At 55.2% G+C, this 20,751-nt stretch carries 20 protein-coding genes; 2 read left to right on the plus strand and 18 right to left on the minus strand.

From position 1 onward, the window contains the following. Positions 1-48: 48 nt before the first annotated feature. The 7 genes from ACKGJP_RS27175 to ACKGJP_RS27205 all read right to left on the minus strand — a co-directional run bounded on the left by ACKGJP_RS27175 (position 49) and on the right by ACKGJP_RS27205 (position 7,587). A complete protein-coding gene (locus ACKGJP_RS27175) occupies positions 49-954 on the minus strand; it encodes an AraC family transcriptional regulator (protein WP_409341913.1) in 906 nt (301 codons plus the stop codon). A 36-nt stretch (positions 955-990) separates the two neighbouring features. Then, entirely contained in the window at positions 991-1,788 is a 798-nt protein-coding gene (locus ACKGJP_RS27180) for a hypothetical protein (protein ID WP_409341914.1), read from the minus strand. A 33-nt stretch (positions 1,789-1,821) separates the two neighbouring features. Continuing rightward, positions 1,822-2,394 carry a DUF4255 domain-containing protein gene (locus tag ACKGJP_RS27185; protein WP_409341915.1) on the minus strand — a complete coding sequence of 191 codons (573 nt, stop codon included), beginning with the start codon at positions 2,392-2,394 and terminating at the stop codon, positions 1,822-1,824. 12 nt (positions 2,395-2,406) lie between these two features. Next, positions 2,407-4,692: an ATP-binding protein gene (locus ACKGJP_RS27190; RefSeq protein WP_409341916.1), complete on the minus strand. Its 2,286-nt coding sequence runs from the start codon at positions 4,690-4,692 to the stop codon at positions 2,407-2,409. 313 nt (positions 4,693-5,005) lie between these two features. Next, positions 5,006-5,773: a sporulation protein gene (locus tag ACKGJP_RS27195; protein ID WP_409341917.1), complete on the minus strand. Its 768-nt coding sequence runs from the start codon at positions 5,771-5,773 to the stop codon at positions 5,006-5,008. 84 nt (positions 5,774-5,857) lie between these two features. Continuing rightward, entirely contained in the window at positions 5,858-7,006 is a 1,149-nt protein-coding gene (locus ACKGJP_RS27200) for a DUF4157 domain-containing protein (RefSeq protein WP_409341918.1), read from the minus strand. Between the two features lie 419 nt (positions 7,007-7,425). Continuing rightward, a complete protein-coding gene (locus tag ACKGJP_RS27205; RefSeq protein WP_409341919.1) occupies positions 7,426-7,587 on the minus strand; it encodes a hypothetical protein in 162 nt (53 codons plus the stop codon). Positions 7,588-7,752: 165 nt separating this feature from the next. Between ACKGJP_RS27205 and ACKGJP_RS27210 the strand changes: the two genes are divergently transcribed. Then, positions 7,753-8,304 (plus strand): ANTAR domain-containing response regulator, encoded by a 552-nt coding sequence (locus ACKGJP_RS27210; protein WP_409341920.1) that lies wholly within the window; start codon positions 7,753-7,755, stop codon positions 8,302-8,304. 27 nt (positions 8,305-8,331) lie between these two features. Here the strand turns inward: ACKGJP_RS27210 and ACKGJP_RS27215 are convergent, their stop codons facing one another. The 6 genes from ACKGJP_RS27215 to ACKGJP_RS27240 form a co-directional block, all read right to left on the minus strand. Then, positions 8,332-8,967: a DUF2238 domain-containing protein gene (locus tag ACKGJP_RS27215; protein WP_409341921.1), complete on the minus strand. Its 636-nt coding sequence runs from the start codon at positions 8,965-8,967 to the stop codon at positions 8,332-8,334. Positions 8,968-9,339: 372 nt separating this feature from the next. Continuing rightward, positions 9,340-10,488 carry a metallophosphoesterase gene (locus ACKGJP_RS27220; RefSeq protein WP_409341922.1) on the minus strand — a complete coding sequence of 383 codons (1,149 nt, stop codon included), beginning with the start codon at positions 10,486-10,488 and terminating at the stop codon, positions 9,340-9,342. A 60-nt stretch (positions 10,489-10,548) separates the two neighbouring features. Beyond that, on the minus strand, positions 10,549-11,088 hold the full coding sequence (locus ACKGJP_RS27225) for a hypothetical protein (protein ID WP_409341923.1): 540 nt from the start codon (positions 11,086-11,088) through the stop codon (positions 10,549-10,551). Continuing rightward, entirely contained in the window at positions 11,085-12,206 is a 1,122-nt protein-coding gene (locus ACKGJP_RS27230; RefSeq protein WP_409341924.1) for a nitric oxide synthase oxygenase, read from the minus strand. Before ACKGJP_RS27230 ends, ACKGJP_RS27225 begins: the two co-directional genes overlap by 4 nt. A 228-nt stretch (positions 12,207-12,434) precedes the next feature. Further along, positions 12,435-13,367 carry a manganese-dependent inorganic pyrophosphatase gene (locus tag ACKGJP_RS27235; RefSeq protein ID WP_409341925.1) on the minus strand — a complete coding sequence of 311 codons (933 nt, stop codon included), beginning with the start codon at positions 13,365-13,367 and terminating at the stop codon, positions 12,435-12,437. A gap of 162 nt (positions 13,368-13,529) precedes the next feature. Beyond that, complete coding sequence (locus ACKGJP_RS27240) at positions 13,530-14,273, minus strand: SDR family NAD(P)-dependent oxidoreductase (RefSeq protein WP_409341926.1); 744 nt, start codon at positions 14,271-14,273, stop codon at positions 13,530-13,532. A gap of 239 nt (positions 14,274-14,512) precedes the next feature. Between ACKGJP_RS27240 and ACKGJP_RS27245 the strand changes: the two genes are divergently transcribed. Then, positions 14,513-15,730, plus strand: a complete 1,218-nt coding sequence (locus ACKGJP_RS27245) for an MFS transporter (RefSeq protein WP_409341927.1) — start codon at positions 14,513-14,515, stop codon at positions 15,728-15,730. Positions 15,731-15,827: 97 nt separating this feature from the next. On the opposite strand, the gene ACKGJP_RS27250 is transcribed toward ACKGJP_RS27245, so the two are convergent. The 5 genes from ACKGJP_RS27250 to ACKGJP_RS27270 all read right to left on the minus strand — a co-directional run bounded on the left by ACKGJP_RS27250 (position 15,828) and on the right by ACKGJP_RS27270 (position 20,652). Beyond that, the gene (locus tag ACKGJP_RS27250) at positions 15,828-16,535 is read right to left on the minus strand and encodes a DNA alkylation repair protein (protein WP_409341928.1); all 708 of its coding nucleotides are present in this window, start codon (positions 16,533-16,535) and stop codon (positions 15,828-15,830) included. Positions 16,536-16,673: 138 nt separating this feature from the next. After that, complete coding sequence (locus ACKGJP_RS27255) at positions 16,674-16,982, minus strand: hypothetical protein (RefSeq protein ID WP_409341929.1); 309 nt, start codon at positions 16,980-16,982, stop codon at positions 16,674-16,676. Between the two features lie 74 nt (positions 16,983-17,056). Next, positions 17,057-18,658: a hypothetical protein gene (locus tag ACKGJP_RS27260; protein WP_409341930.1), complete on the minus strand. Its 1,602-nt coding sequence runs from the start codon at positions 18,656-18,658 to the stop codon at positions 17,057-17,059. A 113-nt stretch (positions 18,659-18,771) separates the two neighbouring features. Further along, positions 18,772-19,659 (minus strand): carbohydrate ABC transporter permease, encoded by an 888-nt coding sequence (locus tag ACKGJP_RS27265; protein ID WP_409341931.1) that lies wholly within the window; start codon positions 19,657-19,659, stop codon positions 18,772-18,774. Between the two features lie 39 nt (positions 19,660-19,698). Continuing rightward, positions 19,699-20,652 carry an ABC transporter permease gene (locus ACKGJP_RS27270; protein WP_409341932.1) on the minus strand — a complete coding sequence of 318 codons (954 nt, stop codon included), beginning with the start codon at positions 20,650-20,652 and terminating at the stop codon, positions 19,699-19,701. Between the last annotated feature and the right edge of the window lie 99 nt (positions 20,653-20,751).

A 20,751-nucleotide genomic window follows, 5' to 3' on the forward strand; every position in this document is an offset into this window, starting at 1 on the left:
AAACCGGAGCCTCTAAAGGCTTCCGGTCCCGTCTTACGCGCGCGGCGACTATTTCTCGCAGTGCAAACGAATATATTCGGTCGGCGATAAACCGACGGCATTCTTGAACGCTCTGCTGAACGAATGGATCGACTGGTACCGCATAATCGAGGCGATTTCGGTAATGGTATACTCCCTGGACTGAAAGAGCTCGATCGCCTTTTGCAGTTTTTTCTGGGCATAAAAATCCCTTAACGTAATGCCCGTTTCCTCCGTTACGATATGGGACAAATGGGAGTAGCTATAGCCCAGCGCATCCGAAACCTCCGTCAAATCCTTCATTTGCAGAAGATTGTTGTCGATATAGCTGATCGCGTTATAGACCGCTTCCTGGGAGCCGTCTCTTGCGCGTTGATGGATTCGGTACGCACTTTCCCAATCGGAGAAAAAATTGCGGTACGTCAGCACAATAATTTGGTCCAAATACGTCTGGCTCATCATTTGCGAATACCGTTCCATCGTCCGGAATTCCTTAAGCGCGTTGATAAACGGAGACAGCACGTCGAGACGGTCCTTTTTGCGGGGCGTCTCCTTGGCGTCCATCATTTTTTGGATATGGAGAAACGGGCTTTCCCCTCCGGCCGCTTGCTTGAACTGAAAGCCCAAATAAACGAACCGGAAAGGCTCCTTGTCGTCCGCGCCGCCGGAATGAATTTCGCCGGGCGCATTGACGTATAGATCTCCGGCCTCCACCTCATACCGGCTACCGTTTGTCGCAAACCAGCCCTTCCCGGAAATGATGTAAGAAATCTCGTAGCATACCTGTTTATGTTCCCGCAAGACGTATCCGGTATTGCAGCTCAAATCGCCGATCTGGTAAAGCGAGATCAAGTCGTACGGCTTCGGATCGAGAAAAAATTTTTTCTCGAATTGGAATCGCTTTTTGCTCGCTTGCAGCAGCTGGGAAGGTTTCATCGCTTCATTCCCTTCATTTGAGTACATGCCTGAGGCCTATAACCGCAGCGTTCCCATATTCAACGTGCTTCCTTCGTTCATTAGCATCTGCCGGACGTCCGTCCGCTTGCCGTCCTCGATCCGCAGCTCGGCCTCGAACGCTTTCACCCGGCCGGGCGGAAAAACGACCGCAATCTCCCCTCGTTCGTCGCTTCGCGTACGGACGACCGGGAGCAGCATGGCGCCGCGCTTATGACCGTGCTTCAGAGGGGAAACAAGCCTGTAACGTCCCGGCTCTTTCAGCTCGGAAGCGATTTCGCAAAGCTCGCTCTCCTTCGCCGTTCGCCCCTGCAGCGTGAAAGCATCGCCGGATCGAACCGGCGAAGTCAAATTGGCGACCGCTATTTCGGTCTTCCCCTTAACCGCCTCGTCCTCCGCCACGCGGGCGCGGCAGCAATCCTCCGAAAGCAAGCTCGCCGTAACCCGGGCGCCTGCAAGCGGCCTGCCGGTCTCATCGCGCAAGCATGCCCGGAACAGGGTGGCTCCCGGCGGAAACGGATAAAGCGGCAGCGGAATAAGGGGCACAGCATGGACCTCGCCCACACCTGCGCCGCCGGCCGTCACTTGAAGGCTTTCCGCAAAATAGACGTCCGATTTCACCTCTAGCGTGTAGACGCCTTCTGCGATGTCCGTAAAAACAAACAATCCGCCTTCCTTGCGAACCGGCTTGCGAAGCGCACCGGCCAGCGCGACCTCCGTCCCGCTTCCAAGCGGGGCGCCGCCCGTAAACGCATCGATCAGCCTAATGGCCAGCGAAAAGCTTGAGCGGATTTTGACGACCCGTTGCAGCTCCATCCTTGCACCTCCTCAGCCTTGACTTATCATGACTTACCCTTGAATGCGGATATCCCGCTCGAGCACCGGCTTCGTAGTCTTGATCCGGTTCGAATCGATCGTGACCGGCCCTACCGTATAACTGACGGCCAGCTTGTACGGATTGTCGGCGAAATTCCACATCCGGGTGAGCGTTTCCGCCGGAATATTGTCCATGACGATACGTACTTCCTCGTTGTTTTCCGCCAGCGAGCCCTGAAGAAAAGAGCCTCGCAGGATGGCATTGTCGTAGATGACCTGCATCGCGCGTCCCAAGATGCGATGCTCGTCGAGCGCGCGAACCTGAAGCTCCGCCGTCGAATGGGGAATGAGCAGATAGCTCAGATCGATCGTCATCGGCGGGAACTGAATCGAATCCTGCCCCCGCTTAATCATGTGGGTTTGCCGGTGATCTCCGTTTTCCTTGATATTGTATAAGAAAAGAGACAGCGACAAGTCCCCCTTGTCCGCCGGCGAAGCGAGTCCGATCAGCTCCGGCTGCCGGATCGGCTCGGGCGTCATCTGTTCGCGCAGCAGCTTCAGCAGCGATGCGCCCACGTCGGCTATTACGGTATAGTCAGCCATCATAATCCCCCTTGTTTACCCTTCAAGAAGCAAATCGTTGTACACACCGAGCTGCTCCTTCAGCACCATCGCCCCGGATTTGGCGATTTCATGGATCGCCGCCTTCAAAATATGCTTCATCCCGATCGGCGTCCGGTGCTCCGCCGCTAAAAACGCGGCCGATACGACGGTGTTTTTGATATTGCCTCCGGCAATCTGGAACGTTCGACCGAGAAAACGAAAGTCCACGTCGTCCGCGAGCGGAGCTTCCTTCGGAAACATGGAGCGCCATATTTTTTCGCGGTATTCGGCATCCGGAAACGGATACTTGATCACATAGTTCAGCCGGCGCATGAACGCCTCGTCGATGTTCTGCAAATAGTTGGTCGCAAGCACCGAAATGCCCTCGTATTCCTCCATCTTTTGCAGCAAAAAGGCTACTTCCACGTTCGCATATTTATCATGCGAGCTTTTGACCTCGGAACGCTTGCCGAATAAGGCGTCCGTTTCGTCGAAGAAGAGGATCGCATTGCTGAGCTGCGCCTCCTGAAACACTTCCTGCAGGTTTTTTTCCGTCTCGCCTATGTACTTGCTGATGACCTGCGAAAGGTCGATTTTGTAAATGTCCAGCTTAAGCTCGCTTGCAATCACTTCCGCGGACATCGTTTTCCCCGTGCCGGGCGGACCGGCGAACAGCATGCTTAGCCCTTTGCCGTACGACAGCTTTCGGTCGAAGCCCCATTCTCCGTACACGACGTGCCTGTATTTCATCTGGTTGCAGGCATTGCGAAGCTGTTCCTTCTGCTCGGGCGGCAAAATGACGTCATCCCACGCGTATCGCGGCGTCAGACGCACAGCCTTCTTCTCGAGCTTGTGCTGAACCTGCAAATAACAGGCGCGGTACAGCTCGTCCTCGCCGATCTCCGCACCCGGCCCTTTGTTCCACTCGGATAAATCCCGGGCAGTTTCGAGGGCGGATCGAATGCTGCCGGGCGTAAGCCGGAATTTCCCGGACACGACGCCCCAGTCCACCTCGGACGCGGCCGGGTACGCGGCGCCGAACGTTTCCCATAGCGACTTGCGCGAGAGCGCATCCGGAATGGCGAACGGCACTTCGATAAAGGCTCCTTTCCCGGTGAACGCCGCAGGCCGCCAAGCTTTTTCCGAGAGGAGAAAAACAACCCCGTGAAAGCTCCCCATCCCGCTTGCCAGATCGTCCAGCCTCGACCACGAGCCGCGTACGAACGAAGCTTCCTGCTCCTCTGCCGTATGCTCTTCCGGCATTAGCGCGTGAACGTTCGTGAACGCAATGACCGCCTGAAGCAAAATCGCTTCGCGGAACACAAGGTCGAGCCATTCGTGAAACGGCTTGCTTTTCGCCGCTTCGTCCGCCAGCTTCTTGAGATCGATTAGCAAGAGCGGCTGCTCGTAACGATTGCAAAAATGTTTGACCTGCAGCTTTTTGCCCGCTCCGGCCGGTCCATGCAGAAGAAAAACGGTGTCACGCTCGTCCGCGCTCCGGCGCGCCCCCGCCATGAAGCCGACCAAGCGCTCTTGTATGCCGGCATCCAGCAGCAGCTCCGGCACCGGCTGGGACGGGTAGTGCATGTTCGCGAACGAAGCCATCGTTTCGTCCAAGCTTCCCTGCTGCGTCAGAAACCGGACGATCCGCTCCTCCAACTGCAGAGGTCTTGTCAGCGCCGGTCTCGATTCCGTTTCGGCAGCCGTTCTGAACAGGTACCTCATGAGCGGACGCTTCGGCGAAAACAGGCTGCGCGCGTCAAGCTTCTGCTCCTCCGTAAAGCCGAGCAGTTTGAAGACGAGGTCAATCGTCGGAAACTTGCTCGTCACGTCATCCTGCAAAAAGCCGTACAGCTTCTCGTATTTACGGTCCAGCTCCACGGCCAGGCTAAATACGATCGCCTGCACCTCCAGCCGGGACAAGTCGAATACTTCCGCCAGAAACGGCAGCGGCAAATAGATGCCTTCCCTCGCGCTTATCCCGATCCGCCGGTCGATTCGGTCGTCCAGCGAAGCAAGACGCCGTTCCCAAACGCCGTCGGTTCGGTCCGGCAAGGCTTGTTCCCTATGCTTTCGATCCGCCTGCAGCAGTCCGGCGACTTCCTCCTCGGTAATGACGAGTCCGCGAAAAGGATCCATCGCCCGGTCTTCTCCCCGTTCGCCATTCCGCTCCCAAGCCTGCCGTATGTATAGATCGATCCGCTCCAGCTCGTCCGCCGTGTGCTCCCATCCGCTTGCGTAGCCCGGACTATCTTGTAACCCTGCCGCTTTCGTTAGGGGATCGGTCAGTTGTTTTGCCATATCATCCCGCCTACATCATGACGATTTTCGTTAAACGCGCGCTCCATCCGATACGCGGAAGCTTCTCCGATATCCCATTCTCGAATGATGAACGCCTAAGCGCTTAGCTCGTTAAAGCCCCTCTTTGAAAAGCGCTTCTGTCCCTTCAAAAAAAGCCCAGACCTAGTCCGGACTTTTTGTAAATACTGCTATATATTAGTAATCGTAGCGCCCTGCTCTGCCCGCGTCAAGCGTTTTTGAAGGCTGCCGCGGGCTTTTAACCGATTAACGAGCGAACGCGCGCGCTCACTCCCTGATTGCAATGCCGCGAAGTCTACAAATTCTCTTCGATGGCTTCGACAATCCATCGGTAAAGCGCATCCGAATCCGCGATGTCATCCTTCGTAACCGTAACCTTGATATGACGCTCGTTCATATCGAACGCTTCCTCCAGCAGTCCGCCAAACCCTTTTGCCCTGCGGTCGATTTCGAGATAAAACTCGACGTGATCGCCGTGGCACACGTAGAAAACCTCCAGCTCCTCCAGCCTGGAGCGGCGCTGCGGCTTCAGCTCGAACTCCTGAAGAAACGGAAAATCCAAGCGGAGATGCGGAACATGCAGCAGCGAAACTTCATACATGCGCAAGCCGTAACGCTCCATCACGTCAAAGAAGGCGCCGACGATCGGATGAGCCATAACTTGCACGTAATCGCGGTCGGTTTTGTCCATCGCCATTTCGATATCCAGCTGAGTGTCCACCCAAACCTTCGTTTTGCCGAGCGTGATCGGGGTAGAATTCGGCAGGGGAAACGAAAATGAAAATTCCCGTTCGTCGCCGGGCTGCAGCGAAAAGCGCTCGTTCAGCCTGTAGCGGTAAATTTGATCGCGTTCCTCAACGACATGACCGTCGCGTTCCCTGAAATAGTTGGCGTACAAGCACAAATCGATATGGTTTACTTCCTGCGCGACGTTCCCGGCGCGAATGCTCACCCGTCCGTACAGCTCATCGCCAACCCTTACGCCGCTAGCGTTCTCGATGACCGTATCCACCTTAGCCGCGCCGATTCCTACGCTTGCCATCATCTTTTTGAAGAAAGACATTTTCCCACCGCTCCTGTCCGCATAATCGGGCACAACAAAAAAGCATCTCCCGCTTACTTCCTACGGAAAGATGCTATCGGCGTTTCAACTTTTCATACGGGAAAACGATTTGCGCTGCACGGATTCGCCGTCGCTTTTCTTACCCTGCAGCAGCGACGCCGCATGAGCTTGATGAGAGGCGTCCGGTTTGCGCTGCACGCCCGCTGCGGACGGCGCCATCGCAAAAGACGCGGCCTTCCTGCCCATGTCGTCGGCCTCCTGCTCCAAGCCGCGGTCGTCATTTACCGGCACGCCGCTGACCTGCGTCGTCGGCTTCACCCTGCCTTGCCGCTGCTGCACGACATGCGCCAGCTCGTGGCCGAGCAACTCTTGTCCCGGCTGGGAGAACGGGTCGTATTTGCCGGGGGCAAAGTGAACATTGCTGCCGCGGGTGTAAGCGAGGGCTCCGATGTTGGAGGCTTCGCTGCCCTCATGAATACGAACGTCCGAGAAGTCCGCCCCCATCGCGGATTCCATTTTCGTGCGGATCTGCTCGGGCATTCCCCCGTTCGGTTCTTTACGCTGAACCGCCCCGTCGCGCTTCATCTGGAGCTCCTCTTCCTCGCCTTCAGCGCCCTCGAGATCCATGCGCTGAACCGCTCCGTCCCGCTTCATCTGGAGTTCCTCTTCCTCACCCTCAGCGCCCTCGATATCCATGCGCTGAACCGCTCCGTCACGTTTCATCTGGAGCTCCTCTTCCTCGCCCTCGGCGCCCTCGATATCCATGCGCTGAACCGCTCCGTCGCGCTTCATCTGGAGCTCCTCTTCCTCGCCCTCCGCGCCTTCGAGCTCCATACGTTGAACCGCTCCGTCCCGCTTCATCTGGAGCTCCTCTTCCTCGCCCTCGGCACCCTCGATATCCATACGCTGAACCGCTCCGTCGCGCTTCATCTGGAGCTCCTCTTCCTCGCCCTCGGTGCCCTCGAGATCCATGCGCTGAACCGCACCGTCGCGCTTCATCTGGAGCTCCTCTTCCTCGCCCTCGGCGCCCTCGAGATCCATGCGCTGAACCGCTTGTCCATGGAGCGTGCCGGCCAGCATCCGCTGTACCGCGCGATTGCCCGCGGTCTGCTGCAGCTGCATGAATGAAGCGTGGGGGCCGGCTGCACTCGTCCTCCCCTCCCCTGCGCTTCGTCCGCTTACCGCCGGCAAACTGCGATGAGCTCGAGCTATTTTACGATCGTATTGGTGCACGGATCCATCCTCCAGTGAGCGGTCACAGCCGTTGCGGTTTCCGGCACGGTAAATCCACATACATGGGTTTACGGAGCATTTGCCGCTATCATCATCCAATTCTTTCCGCCGCGTCGATTTTCTTTCATCGTAGCCCGTACGAGGATTCGCGTCAAGAGTCAACTCGGCCGTCCGTAAAGTTTATCCTATAGATGAAGGTATGATCATCGATCGGCGATTCGGCTCAACCGTCACTTTTGCCGGAAAAACTCCAGTTACTCTCCCATATAAAAAAGACCGGCAGCAAATAAATGGATTTCCTCCAGTTATTATGGCGTTATCTTCCTGATTGGCTGTACTTTGATTAAAAGAACTGCAGCTTTTCCAGTAAAGTGGAACAATTAGTGGGGCGGGAGCATTTTTTAATGGAGCTTTTCCATTTAGCGGCGCTTCACTTCTATTTTGCCGTCGATTTGGACCGCCTTCATCCGCTTGCGCGCATTGAAATCCTCCACGCACAGCCCGGGAAATTCCCCGACTTTCCGCTGCATATCCTGAATTACGATCGTGAGCAGACGGTTGAAAAAAATATGGAAATGCAAGCCTTCCGCCCAATCTCAAACAACTCCCGCGATTTTGTGTCAATATACGTAACACAAAACACAAAAACTTCGTTACATTTATCATCCCTATCGACAATTCGACGTTATTATGTTATATTTCATTACATATACATGACGGTGTCAGAACATGACGGAGGAAAACGTATGATCCGATCTCTTCTGCTTATTCAATCGCTCGCAGCGGCAGATTCGAACGTCTCGAATCCCGAACATGCGCTTCGCGGGACCGGAATCCACATTCAAACTCAAGACAGCCCTGCCCCCATCCCGCAGCAAGCCGAACGATTTGAAGCCGTTGTCCTGCATGTTCCTTCCAGCGAGTTAAAGTCCTATTTGCATCCGAGAGTCAAAACCCCCGTTCTTTGGTGGTGCGACGGCCCTTATCCCGATACGCCGCCGTTCCAGTCGGAAATCGAAATCGACGGTATGCTATGCCCGCAGATGAGCCCTGCCGAGTACAAATGGCTCCTTTACTTGGCGGTCGGTCACTACCGGCAGCGCGAGCAACTGCTTCTGAAGCTGGAAGAGCGCAAATGGATCGAGCAGGCTAAAGAAATCATCTGTGAAATCAAGCACATGAACGAGTCCGAAGCTTACGAGTTTCTGCGCAAGCAAGCGATGAACGAACGCAAAAAAATCGTCGACGTCGCCATCTCCATCGTCAACGTCTACCGGCTGCTGCGCAAGAGCAAATGAACCGGCAACTTAAAAGGGACTCTATCCTCATGAGGGAAGAGTCCTATGTTTTTCCATATTACGGTCATGATAGGAGCTGAATAGGATCAGCGCCGCCAACGCCCCGATGAACGCGCACAACATGTCCCACTCGGAGTCCCATATATCCCCTTGGGCGCCTAGAACTTCGTCAGGGCTTTTGCCCATGCTTGCCGCCGCCGCGAATTCCATGATTTCATAAATGGCGCTTACCGATAAAGCGACCGACCATACGATAACGAACAACCATTTGCGGTCGGATACGATTCCGTACCTGACAAGCAGCTCTCTTGCTATAAACGCAGGAACCGCTCCCTGAATCAAATGCCCCAGCCTGTCAAAATGGTTTCTGCTCCAATGGAACGTCTCTTTCAGCGTATCGAATAGCGGAACGTGCTCATACGAATAGTGCCCGCCGATTGCCATTATGATTCCGCTCACGAATATCATTTGGTAGACCGGACTGGAAAACCGGAAATGACGATAGGACCATACCAAAATGGCCGCCCCGACAATCGCAGGACCGACCTCGGCAAACCATGTCCCCCAATAGACCGGGTGCACGCCCGACCAAACCGCCGCCCCGAGGAAGCTTATTAGCATAAGTCCGTGCACAAGACGGTCGTAGCTGCGATCCTTCGCCATCGCTCTCCCCCCGCTTCGACTCCTTAAATACCTCATCATGATTGTTTCCAATCCCGTACCTGCTTAGACCTATTGAGCTCTATAAAACGTTAGGCGCGATTTACGTTCTTACACGAGAAAAAGACAAGAGCCTGCTTTCGCAAACTCTTGCCGTACAGCATTGACGGCTAGCTAATAAAAATGCAAAATCCGCTATTTCCAGCGATGGCGCGCCGGCCGTCGTACGGCATACGCAAACCTTAGTACGCGGTCAACGAGGCGTTGGTCATGTCAAAAAAAGAACGGCCTCCCGTATGTTTCCATACGGATGACCGTTCCTATTTCGTCTACTTCCCTCATGACTATCATTTGGAGAGCGGCCAGCAGCCGGCCTTATCCGCTAAACGCGACCCGAATGTCCAAAACCTCCGAACGGCTGCCCAGCCGAAGCGGCGGTCCCCAGCTGCCGAAGCCGGACGAAACGATGGCGTGCATCGCTTCTTTCCGCAGGTACCCCCAATCGAGCTCGAAAATACGCCCCGTTATGAAATGGTTCGGCACCATTTGGCCTCTATGCGTATGCCCGGACAGCATCAGATCGACGCCGGCCTGCGCGGCAGCGCCAAGCTTGTGCGGCTGATGATCGAGCACGATGACGGGGCGCGTCCGGTCGACGTCCGACAGCAGTTCCTCTACCCCGAGCCGCCCCTGCTTCGTAAAGCGCTCCGCCGCATAGTCTTTGCGCCCGACTACGTAGAAGCTGTCCGCTACGTTTACCGTCCGGTCGACCAGCACCTCAATGCCGATCTCTTGCATCCGCTTGACATACTCTTCGATATGTCCGCCGATATATTCGTGATTGCCGAGCGAGGCGTAAACGCCGAGTGGAGCGCGCAAGCGTCCCAGCACCTCCGCCATATTTTCCCGAACGAACGGCTCGATGCTGTCGTCCAGCACATCGCCCGGAAGCAGGATGAGGTCGGGCTTCATCCCGTCGATCCGTTCCACCAATCGGGCAAGATGCCGTTTGCCGACGATCGTGCCGAGATGCAGATCCGAAGCGACGGCGACCCGCAGTTCCTGCATGGCGCCCGCTTGCTTGTCGATCACGATATCGTACCGGCGGACGACCGGGCTCCAGGCGTTCCAAGAGCCGCGTATGAGCAGTACGGCGAGCAGAACAAGAACCGCTCCTCCTACCCCGGTCACGACCGCATCATGGTCCGCCCCTCCCAGCTTGAGCAGCCAACCGGCAATATCGGCGATCGGCAGCAGCAGAACACTAAAGAACAGAAGCCCGAGTCCGTAGGAGCCGATCCATTTTATCCCCTTATAAATCCGGTAAGGCAGCGCCTTCCGCAAAGCCATCGCCAGCAAATAACCGAGCGAAACGAATAAATAGACCGTCCAATAAACCGCATCGGACAACCCCGGCGCCAAAACGTTCCAAAGCAAGCTGCCGTTCCAGCCGATATATCCGATCAAGCCGGCAAATAAGCATAGAAACGCGGCGATCATGAGCAATGTGCGCAATTTCATCATGCAGCGCTCCTTAAATAGAATGTTGGATACCTCATTTAACGGGTGCCTCAAGCCCCCGGGTTACTTCGCGTAAACGTGGATGTTGCGGATATACTCGCCTACCATCGTTTGAAGAGCGGAGATCGCATCGTCGATTGACGCCTTGCTGGCAAGCTTGTCCATCACCAGCCGGACGTAGCAGTCGCATTCGTTCTTGAGCGAAGGCTGCACGCGGCTGAAATCTTCGAGGTATGCGGGAATAAAATAACAATCCAGCGAGCTCATGACATAAACGAAAGGCAACGACCTATCCTCGCCTTCGTTCCAGGCCTTGAGCAAATCGTACAACTGGCTTAGCGCAATGAGGCCGAGCCGGTACGTTCTCCTCGCATATTCGTATTGCGCCGGTTCGATCAACTGCTTCTCGTACCGCTTCTTGTTCGTTTCATCGAGCAAATAAAGCGCGCCGCCCCACTCGGAAGCGAACTTCAACCAAAACTCGGCATCTTCCCCCGGGATGTCGATCCGAATCCGCTCATCGAAAACCAAGTCCGGGTTTGCCGCCAGCATCCGTGCCGCTTCTTCGGCAAGCCGTTGTTTATCCGAAAGTTTCTCGTTCATTTCGATGTCTCCTTAACGCTCGCAGCAAATTGGGCATAAAGCTTGTCTTGATAATAAAAATTGGGCGATTCCTGCCGGTCCGTATAGTGACGGTGAAAAACATGCGTCGTCGCAGGAGAAACCGGAGGAATCAGCCATGTCCATTCTCCCGAAACGGGACGGCCGCAGGCGTGCTCCTTCTCCTCGAACCGGGCGAACTGCTGGGCGGCGGTATGATGATCGACGATCGAAACGCCGTGCCGCTTAAAGGAATGCAGCACCGCCACGTTCAGCTCAACGAGCGCCCTGTCCCGCCACAGCGACGTCTCCCGGCTAGTGTCCAGCCCCATCAGCGACGCCACCTTCGGCAGCATATCGTAACGGTTCGTATCGGCCAAATTGCGCGCCCCTATCTCCGTCCCCATATACCAGCCGTTGAACGGAGCGGCCGTATAGGAAATGCCGCCGATCTCCAGCCGCATGTCCGAAACCATCGGCACGCCGTACCACCGCAGCCCCAAATCCGCAAAATCCGGCATATCCGGATGGCCGATCGGCACCTCAAGCACCAGTCTCTCCGGAATGTCGAACAGCTGCGGCTCGCGTCCGTCCATGCTGAGTACGAGCGGCAGCACGTCGAACGGCGTGCCCCTGCCCTTCCAGCCGAGCGACTGGCAGAGCTTCGTCAAGGAAAGCGAAGCGGGATCGCCGAGTACGCCATGCTCCGTTTCGTAGCCTGCGTACCGGATCAGCTGATGGTTCCATATGCGCGCTTCCCGGTCCGCGCCGGACGAAGGCTTGAAAATCGTAATGACCGGACGAATTTTCCCGCCGTTCGTCGCCGTTTCGATATGCTGCAGCAGCGCTTCCGCCATTCCGGCTTCCGTGTCCGCATGACGCGCGTCGCTAACGGTCAGCGACTCCCAGAACAACCGCCCGATGCAGCGGCTGCTGTTCCGCCATGCCATTTTGGCGCCGTGCTGCAGCTCCTCCACCGTATGCTCGTAAATGCCCCGTTCGGCAATCGTCCGTCTGATTTCCGTCAGCCGGCTTGCCGTTTCTTCCGGGTTTTTGCCCAGTTCGGCGTAACATAATCGTATAAACGTTTCCGCTTCTAGCATCAAATGTTTGCAATCCATGATGTCCGTTCTCCCGTCCCTGTCTCCAAACCGCTAAAGACTCTCGAGCCCCATTATAACATGACCGGACGGACAGCATATCATTGCCGCAAAATCGTCGAAAAGTCTTAACACGGTCTGCCCTACTATTGCCAAACGAGCTTCGCCGCGCAAGCCAGTCCCCAATAGAACGAAAAACCTCCAAACCGCTAAGCGGATCGGAGGTTACGTTCAGCTCTTTTTACAAGCTTACAGGCTGTTGAACGTCTCGGTCAGAACCGGAACGATTTGCGATTTGCGCGAAACGACGCCTTTCAGAACGGCCTTGTTGTCCGCCAGCGTTACGTTGTACGCTTTCTCGACCGCGTTCGCGGCGCGGCCCAGCGCAAGACCGACAGAGTCGTTGTTCAAGATGTCCGTCACGACGAACAGGAACAGATCCAGCCCTTTTTGCTCGATGATCGCGTTAAGCGCCGCTTCCACTTCCGCTTGGCGGGACAGCACGTCATTCGTATCGACCGCGTTGACTTGCGCGATTTCGACTTTGTAGCTGCCCATCGAAAATTCTTTGGCGTCGAGGGTAATAAGCTGCTCGATCGTTTTGTCGCTCAGGTCGGCGCCGGCTTTCAGCATGTCCAGACCGTAGGTTTCGGCGTTCACGCCTGCGATTTCCGCGAGCTCGCGGGCCGCAGCGACGTCTTCCGCCGTGCACGTCGGCGATTTGAACAGCAAGGAGTCGGAAATGATCGCGGAAAGCATCAGTCCTGCCGCCTCTTTGGAGATGGCGACGCCGTTTTCTTTGTACATTTTATTCAGAATCGTCGCCGTGCAGCCTACCGGCTCCGCACGGTAGTACAGCGGATGGCTCGTCTCGAAATTGGCGATACGGTGGTGGTCGATAACTTCCAGCACGCGTACTTTATCGATGTCGCTTGCGCTTTGCTGGCGCTCGTTATGGTCGACGAGAATAACGCCGTTCGCTTCGTTCGCTACCGTTTCCACTTGGCGGGGAGCTTCCGTCTTGAACGTATCAAGCGCAAATTGCGTTTCGCCGTTCACGCTGCCCAAACGGACCGCTTCGACGTTCGCACCCAGCTTGGTTTTCAGATCGGCATAAGCAAGCGCAGAACAAATCGAATCGGTGTCCGGATTTTTATGTCCGAAAATAAGTACTTTTTCCATCGAAATTACTCCTTTGTCGTCTATTGATCGGGTTGTGGCCCATTATCCATTGTACTGTAAAATAGTATATCGTTAAATTCTATTTATTCCAATGCTTATACTGTGAATAATTTTTGAAAACGCAAAAAAGAGGGTTCCCCCCCTTTCCGGAGCCCTGCCTCCTTACTGAGCCGTATACCCGCCATCGACCAACAAGCTCGCGCCCGTCACGAACGATGCGTCGTCGCTGGCGAGAAACAACACCGTCTTGGCCACTTCCTCCGGTCTGCCGAGGCGTCCCATCGGATGCAAACCGATCAGATGCTCGTTGATCGCTTCGTTGCGGCCGGCGATTAGCGGCGTATCGATATATCCCGGACAAACGGCATTGACGCGGATGCCCGATTTGGCGTAGGTGATGCCCAGCGTTTGCGTCAGAAGCTTCACGCCTCCTTTAGCCGAGGAATAGGCGGTTACCCCCGCTTTGCCCACATGACTGTGAATGGAGCCGCAATTCACGATGGCGCCGCCCGTTCCTTGCTTGAGCATTTGCTCGATGGCGTATTTGTCGCAAAGGAAGACGCCGGTCAAATTGATATCGATCGTCCGCTGCCAGGCCTCGAAGCTCAGTTCATGCGCAGGCGCATCTTTTGCAATGCCCGCGTTGGCGAATAAAATATCGACCTTGCCGTATTTAGCCGCCGTCCCTTCGATCATCGCTTTCACTTCGTCCTCTTTGGTAACGTCGGTTTTGACAAAGAGGGTGTCGCCGCCTTCCGCATTCAGCCGGTCCGACAGCTCTTTGCCGCGCTCCGCGAAATCCGCAATGACCACCTTCGCTCCTTCCGCCGCAAACAGCCGCACCGTAACCTCGCCGATCCCGCTTGCCCCTCCCGTTACGATCGCGACTTTATCCTTGAATCTCATCGTATCGCTCCCTTTTTCCGTTTTTTTTGCGCGACAAAATGTCCGCCAAGTTCCCGCTGCCGGTTATTTTCTGCCATTCCGCTTTTTATTATTTACCGCTTATGGAAAAGCCGTTCGATCATAGGAAGACCGGCAGCCGATCACTTCCTTTTATTGAACCGAAAACAACCCTTTATCGGAAACGGCCGCTCAATGGTGGTATGATGAAAAGGAAATAACGAAAAGGAAGTGTTTTGCTTGTGGACTATTCGTGGAAACGGAATCTTTTCATCCTGTGGGTCGGATGCTTTCTCGTTAGCATGGCGTATTCGGTCTCCATTCCCTTTATGTCCATTTTCCTTCAAGACGATTTGGGCGTAAACAATCATTTGGAGGCTTGGACCGGGGTTATTTTCGCCATCACCTTCTTGGCGGGGGCGCTGATCGCACCGTTCTGGGGCTCTCTGGCGGACAAATACGGTCGAAAACCGATGATGCTGCGGGCCGGGATTTGTTTGTCGGCCTGTTATTTTTTGTATTATGTCGTAAGCAACCCTTACGAGCTGATCGCCGTAAGAATCGTCGAAGGCTTGCTCGCAGGCTATATCCCGTCGGCCGTCGCGATGGTCGCCACCAACACGCCGGAGAAGCACCTGGGCTATGCGCTCGGCACTATATCGACATCGAGCGCCGCGGCCACCATCATAGGCCCTTTGATAGGCGGAGTGGTCAGTCATTACGTAGGGCCCCGCGACACGTTCATGCTTTCAGGCTGCATGGTTTTCGTCGCATTTATCATTGCCTTGCTCTGGGTTAAAGAGCCCTCCTTCCAAAAATCGGCGGCCAAGCGTTCTTCGGTTGTCCGCGATTTGAAAGAAGCGGCTTCTAACCGCACCCTCATGGGGGCGCTGCTGATCGTGTTCATTACGTCCACTTCCATCATGCTTATCGAGCCGCTGCTTACCATTTATGTACTGAAGCTCGGATCCAGCCAGTCTTCCGCGTCGCTCCATGCAGGCATCATCTTCTCGGCGGTCGGCGTCGCCACCTTGATAGCCGCTCCTCGCTGGGGAAGGCTCGGCACCCGGATCGGCTACGAAAAAGTGCTATTTATCGGCCTGCTCGGCGGCGGGATCGGAAACCTGCTGCAAATTCTGTTTCACAACCTGATCGGCTTCGGTTCGCTCCGGTTCGGCTACGGCTTGTTCTTTGCAGCGGTGTTCCCGGCGCTTAACGCCTTTATCGCGCAAAACACGGATCCGAGCTTCCGCAGCCGCGCATTCAGCTTGAACCAGTCGGCGAATCAAATGGGACTTTTGTTGGGGCCGCTGCTCGGGGGCTTCATGGCTACGCAAATCCCGATTCCGATCGTTTTTGCGATTACCGGGGTTATGCTGCTGGTCGTCGCGGCCATGCTGAAAATCCCGAGATTCTCGATTTCCAAGAACAAAACGGCCGTGAAGGAAACTTCCGTCTAATCGTTCCGCCTGCGTGTGCGACTCGGCTGCGCCGCTTTTTTCATGGCAGGAATAAGTACTAAAAAAGAGGCGACCCCTAAGTCGCCTCTTTCCTTTGCTAGCAAATGCAAGTCTTTTTCTTAATTCCCGCTCTACCCGATTCTTCGATCTTGCGGATGTAATCGTAGGCCATCGGCACCTTGCAAGCCGTATCGCCCATATCGACGTGGACTTTGCCGATCTCTTCGGCAATTTCCTTCGCTTCTTCGCGGAGCCCGTCATAGTAAGCGCCGACGGAAATGACGAAGCCGTTCATCGTGTAGCGGACGCGGTTGCGCTCCGTATGAATCGTTCGGCGCACCCGTTCCAGCAGGCCGCGGATCTCCGCGATATCGAGCTGCTCGTCCGGCGTTATCGAAACATAGTTCGCATAGACGCTCCAGCCGCAGGTGGCAATCATTTCCTCCGGCGCTTCGATCCACTCCATCGCCAGCTCGCGCGCATGCGGACTCTCGCCCGTTACGCCCGCGACCGTATATTCCGCAAGCGCATACCAATAGGCTTTACCGACCCAGTCCTGCAGCCGTTCTTTGGTCATGCTTTGGGGATTGACGGTCAGCCCCGCCAAATACATCGCATCGTAAACACCCGATTCGTACAACGAAAGGGCCAATTCCTGATCCTTCTTGACCGTTTTCACGAGCTTCTTCATATCCCCGATCTTCACGCCATAGAACGGTTCCTGCACGCCATGGCGCAAATACGTCTTTTTCGTTTGCTCGGAGCCCATTTCCTTCAGGCTGTTCAACACTTCTTCGTATGTCATCCGGATCACCTGCGCTATCGTTTTCCTCTATTATACCTGATGCGCCTACCTCCGCCTATGGCAGTCCTTTCATATGCTTGTCCTCCACAGCCTGAAAAAGAAAGCGGCGCCTACAGGTGACGCGAGACGTCCCGCTCTTTACGCCTTGTCGTCCTTTCGGCCCGGCGGCCGCAGCGCTTTGTTCTGCATTTGTCCGGCTCCGGCCGCGACCAGGAACGCGTTTGCGAAAGCGAGCCCGTACACCCGCCAATCGTAAGGATTCGCGCCAACGGCCATCTGCGCCATGATCAGCACGGCGAACGCCACCGCAACCGCATACAAGTCGGTAGGCAGCCAGCGCGCCACCCGGTCCATCAAGCCTTTCGTATATTGCACGATGAAGAATGTAAGCAAAGAAGCTCCCCCCATGGCGGAGAGAGCTTCCCACGTAAACAATTGTCCTTCCATATGGATCACCCTTTCCCCTATATCCTATGTCGAAAGGGAGTCTCCGGAAACGATCAAACATCTACCGCATTCTATTATTTTAGCTCTTTAAACTTGAGCTGCGCTTCTTCCAGCACCTTGTCCCCGCCCATCTTCTTCCACTCCGCCACGAAGCTGTCGAACTCGCTGACCGGCTTGCGGCCGGTTATAAAGTCGATGAACGTCTGCAGCGTGAATTGGTCCAGCCGCTCCTTGTATTCGTTATAAACCGGCCGCTGCGTCGGCGACAAAATATCGTATTTTCCCGTTCCTTTGGATTCCGCCGCCTGACGTACGGGAATCAGACTCTTCTTGGTCATGAACTTCGCCTGCATCTCGTAATCGTTGAACGACCTCGGAATGGAATACCACGGCCCGACTCCGTACTTGATCTGTTCTTCTTCCTTGTCATACGGCGGAATAAACTCGTACGAGCCGTCCTCCGACACCTTGAACGTCTTGCCTTTCTCGCCGTAGTTGGTCGCTTCGAACGTGTCCGGATTGGAGATCGTATCGTCGAACACCTGCAAATATTTGATCAGCTTGTCGCGATCCTTTTCCATATGCTTGCCGAACACGACGCCCGTCGCCGAGAACGGCGTCGACTGGATCATGCCGGATTTGCCGGCCGGCCCTTTCGGCCCGCCGATCGTCACCCATGCGGCGCTCGGATTTTTCTCGCGCGTCTTCTCGTAGTAAACGCCGCTGAAGAACGCAGCTTGCGGAATGAACGACCACCAGGCGGCTTCGGCAACTCCCGCTTTGCCGTTGATCATTTTGTCGTCCTTGTTCGCTCCCTTGTTCGTGACGAATTCCGGATCGATCAACTCGTTCTTGTACCAGCGCTGCAGCACGGTAAGCGCATCTTTGGCCGCAGACTCGATTTCGCCCAGGACGACTTTGCCGTTGTCCTCCGTGAAGGTGCCCGGATACACGCCGAACGCGCCGAATACGGAGGAGAAAATGCCGGCTACGCCGATCGCCGTGCCGGTTATGCCGTACGTGTCTTTCTTGCCGTTGCCGTCCGGATCGTCGTTGCGGAATTTCGCCAATGCCGTTTCCATCTCTTCGATCGTCTCCGGCGTTTTGGCGATGCCGACCTTCTTCAGCCAGTCGTCGCGGAACCCGACCACGGTCGATTTCGGTCCGATCGTCCACATGTCCTGCATTTGATACACTTTGCCGCTGCGTCTTACGTACCGGAACGGATCGCCGCTGCCGGTGTTTTTACGCAGCCATGCCATATATTTCGGCGCATACTGCTCAAGCAGGTCCTCCGGTATTTCCGCGACGAGTCCTTGGGATACGTACTTGTCGTAATCCGAATAGCTTTGCGGTTTCCACCAGTCCGGGATATCCTTGGACGAGAGCATCAGCTGCAGCTTTTCTTTAAGCGTTTCGTTCGGTACGGCATAGAAGTCGATGTCGATGTTGAACTTTTGCCGAAGGAAATTCATCCCGTAGCCTTGAAGATTCGTTTTGTCCGGCGTATACGACCAGAACTTGAGCAGCATTTTTTTATCGGCCTTCGGGCTTTCCGAACCCGCCGCCCCCGGCTTGCTCTCTCCATCCGCACAGCCTGCGAGCGCCGATACGACCAGCGCCGTGCCGACAAGTGCCGATACCCCTCTTTTCATCGCGCTTCTCTTGTTCCCCATCCTCACAACCACCTTTTCGATAGTAGTCTCCTCCCCCGCACAGGGGCTTTATCGTTACGAAGTTCAATCCCTTCGGGGAGTTCCGGCACCGTTACCTGCCTAATAAAGCGTCCCTATCCCTTTATTGCGCCGATCATGACGCCTTTCACGAAGAATCGCTGGATGAACGGGTAGACGACCAGCATCGGAATGACCGAGAACATGATCATCGTGGCCTGCAGCTGCCTGCCGGTCAGCTCCGTCCGGTTTTCCATCTGCATTTTGAGCGTGTTCAGGTCGGTCATCGCATTGTCGATGATGATTTTGCGCAGGACCACCTGCAGCACCTGTTTGTTCGGATCGGATATGTAAATCATGCTGTCGAACCAGGCGTTCCAATGGCCGACGCCTTCGAACAGCGCGATCGTCGCCAGCACCGGCATGGACAGCGGAATGACGATTCGCCAGAAGATACGGAAGTATCCGGCTCCGTCCACTCTGGCCGACTCCTCCAAGCTATCGGGCAGGGTGCGAAAGAAGTTGCGCATAAGCAGCACGTGGAATGCGCTGATCATCCCCGGCATAACGAGCGCCCAAACCGAATCGAATAAATGCAGCTTCTGAATCAGCAGATAATGCGGGATGAGGCCGCCGCCGAACAGCATCGTGAACAGAATGAGGCCGGTATATACGCCGTTGTAAGGCAGATTCCTCTTGGACAGCGGATAGGCCGTCAGTGCGGTAAACGTGACGCTAAGCGCAACCCCCAGCAATGAGCGGATAATCGTATTCCCGTACCCGATCCACATCATCTTGTACTCCAGCGCAAGCTTGTAGCTCTCCAGCGAGAAATGCGTAGGGAAGAAAACGACGCCGGTCGAATAAGCGCCCGCCCCCGATTCGAAAGACAGCACGATCTGATTCCAGAACGGATACAGGGTAATGAACAAAACAAACGCCATGATGGCATAAAGCAGGCAGTCGAACAGTCTCTCGCTTACATTCTTCTTAACGCGCGGCATCGGGCATGCGCTCCTTTCCGAAAGCTGATTGCGCTATGTCTACCATAAGGTGTAGTCTTTGCCGCCCACGATTTTGACGATGCGGTTGACGGCGACGATCAGGACGATGCCGACAGCCGATTTAAACAGCCCTACCGCGGTGGAATAGCTGTAATCCATGTCGAGCAGCCCCTTGCGGTAGACGTACGTGTCGATAATATCCGCGACGTTGTACACTTTCGGATTGTACATATTGAAAATCTGGTCGAAGCCCGCATTCAAGATGCCGCCCATCGAAAGGATCAGCATAATCGCAATGACCGGCACGAGCATCGGCAGCGTGATGGCGAACATCCGCTGCAGCCGCCCGGCGCCGTCGATAATCGCGGCTTCGTAAAGCTGCGGGTCGATACCGGAAATCGCCGCGAAATAGACAATCGAACCCCAGCCGAACCCTTGAAAGATCGACGTAATCACCAGAATGGTGCGAAAATAGCGGGGGTCGCCCATATATAGGATGGGATCCGCGCCGAACAGCTTCAGCACGAGGTTTACCGGTCCTTCCAACGAAAAAATGCTGATGAATATCCCCGCAAGTACGACCCATGAAATAAAATGCGGCAAATAAGATACCGTCTGTACGGCTTTCTTAAACCGCATGTTCGTCACTTCGTTCAGCAGAAGCGCGAACAGAATCGGGACGGGAAAACCGAAGGCAAGCTTGTAAACGCTGATGACGAGCGAGTTTTTCAGAACCATATAGAAATACGGATCGTGAAACGCCCGTTCGAAGTGCTTGAAGCCCGCCCACGGACTCCCGAGAATGCCTTCGGTAATTTTGAAATCCTTGAATGCCAGAACGACCCCGTACATCGGAATGTAATGAAAAATGAGGTAGTACAGCATGCCGGGAACCAGCATGAGCACGAGAACCCGGTACTCGTTGCGCTTTTTGCCCTTGGCTGCGGGGAGAGCCGCTTCCGCCCTGCCGATGGCCGTCGATCCTTTCTCCATTCCGGATGTCCCTCCTTCTCACGCTTGTAAGCGGTTACCTTTGCTTGCTTATAAGATAGCACAGGAGATCTTTCAGTTATCTTCGAATCCCTTTCAGAT

Origin of the sequence: Paenibacillus litoralis (assembly GCF_046244365.1) — a bacterium.
Lineage (GTDB): Bacteria > Bacillota > Bacilli > Paenibacillales > NBRC-103111 > Paenibacillus_V.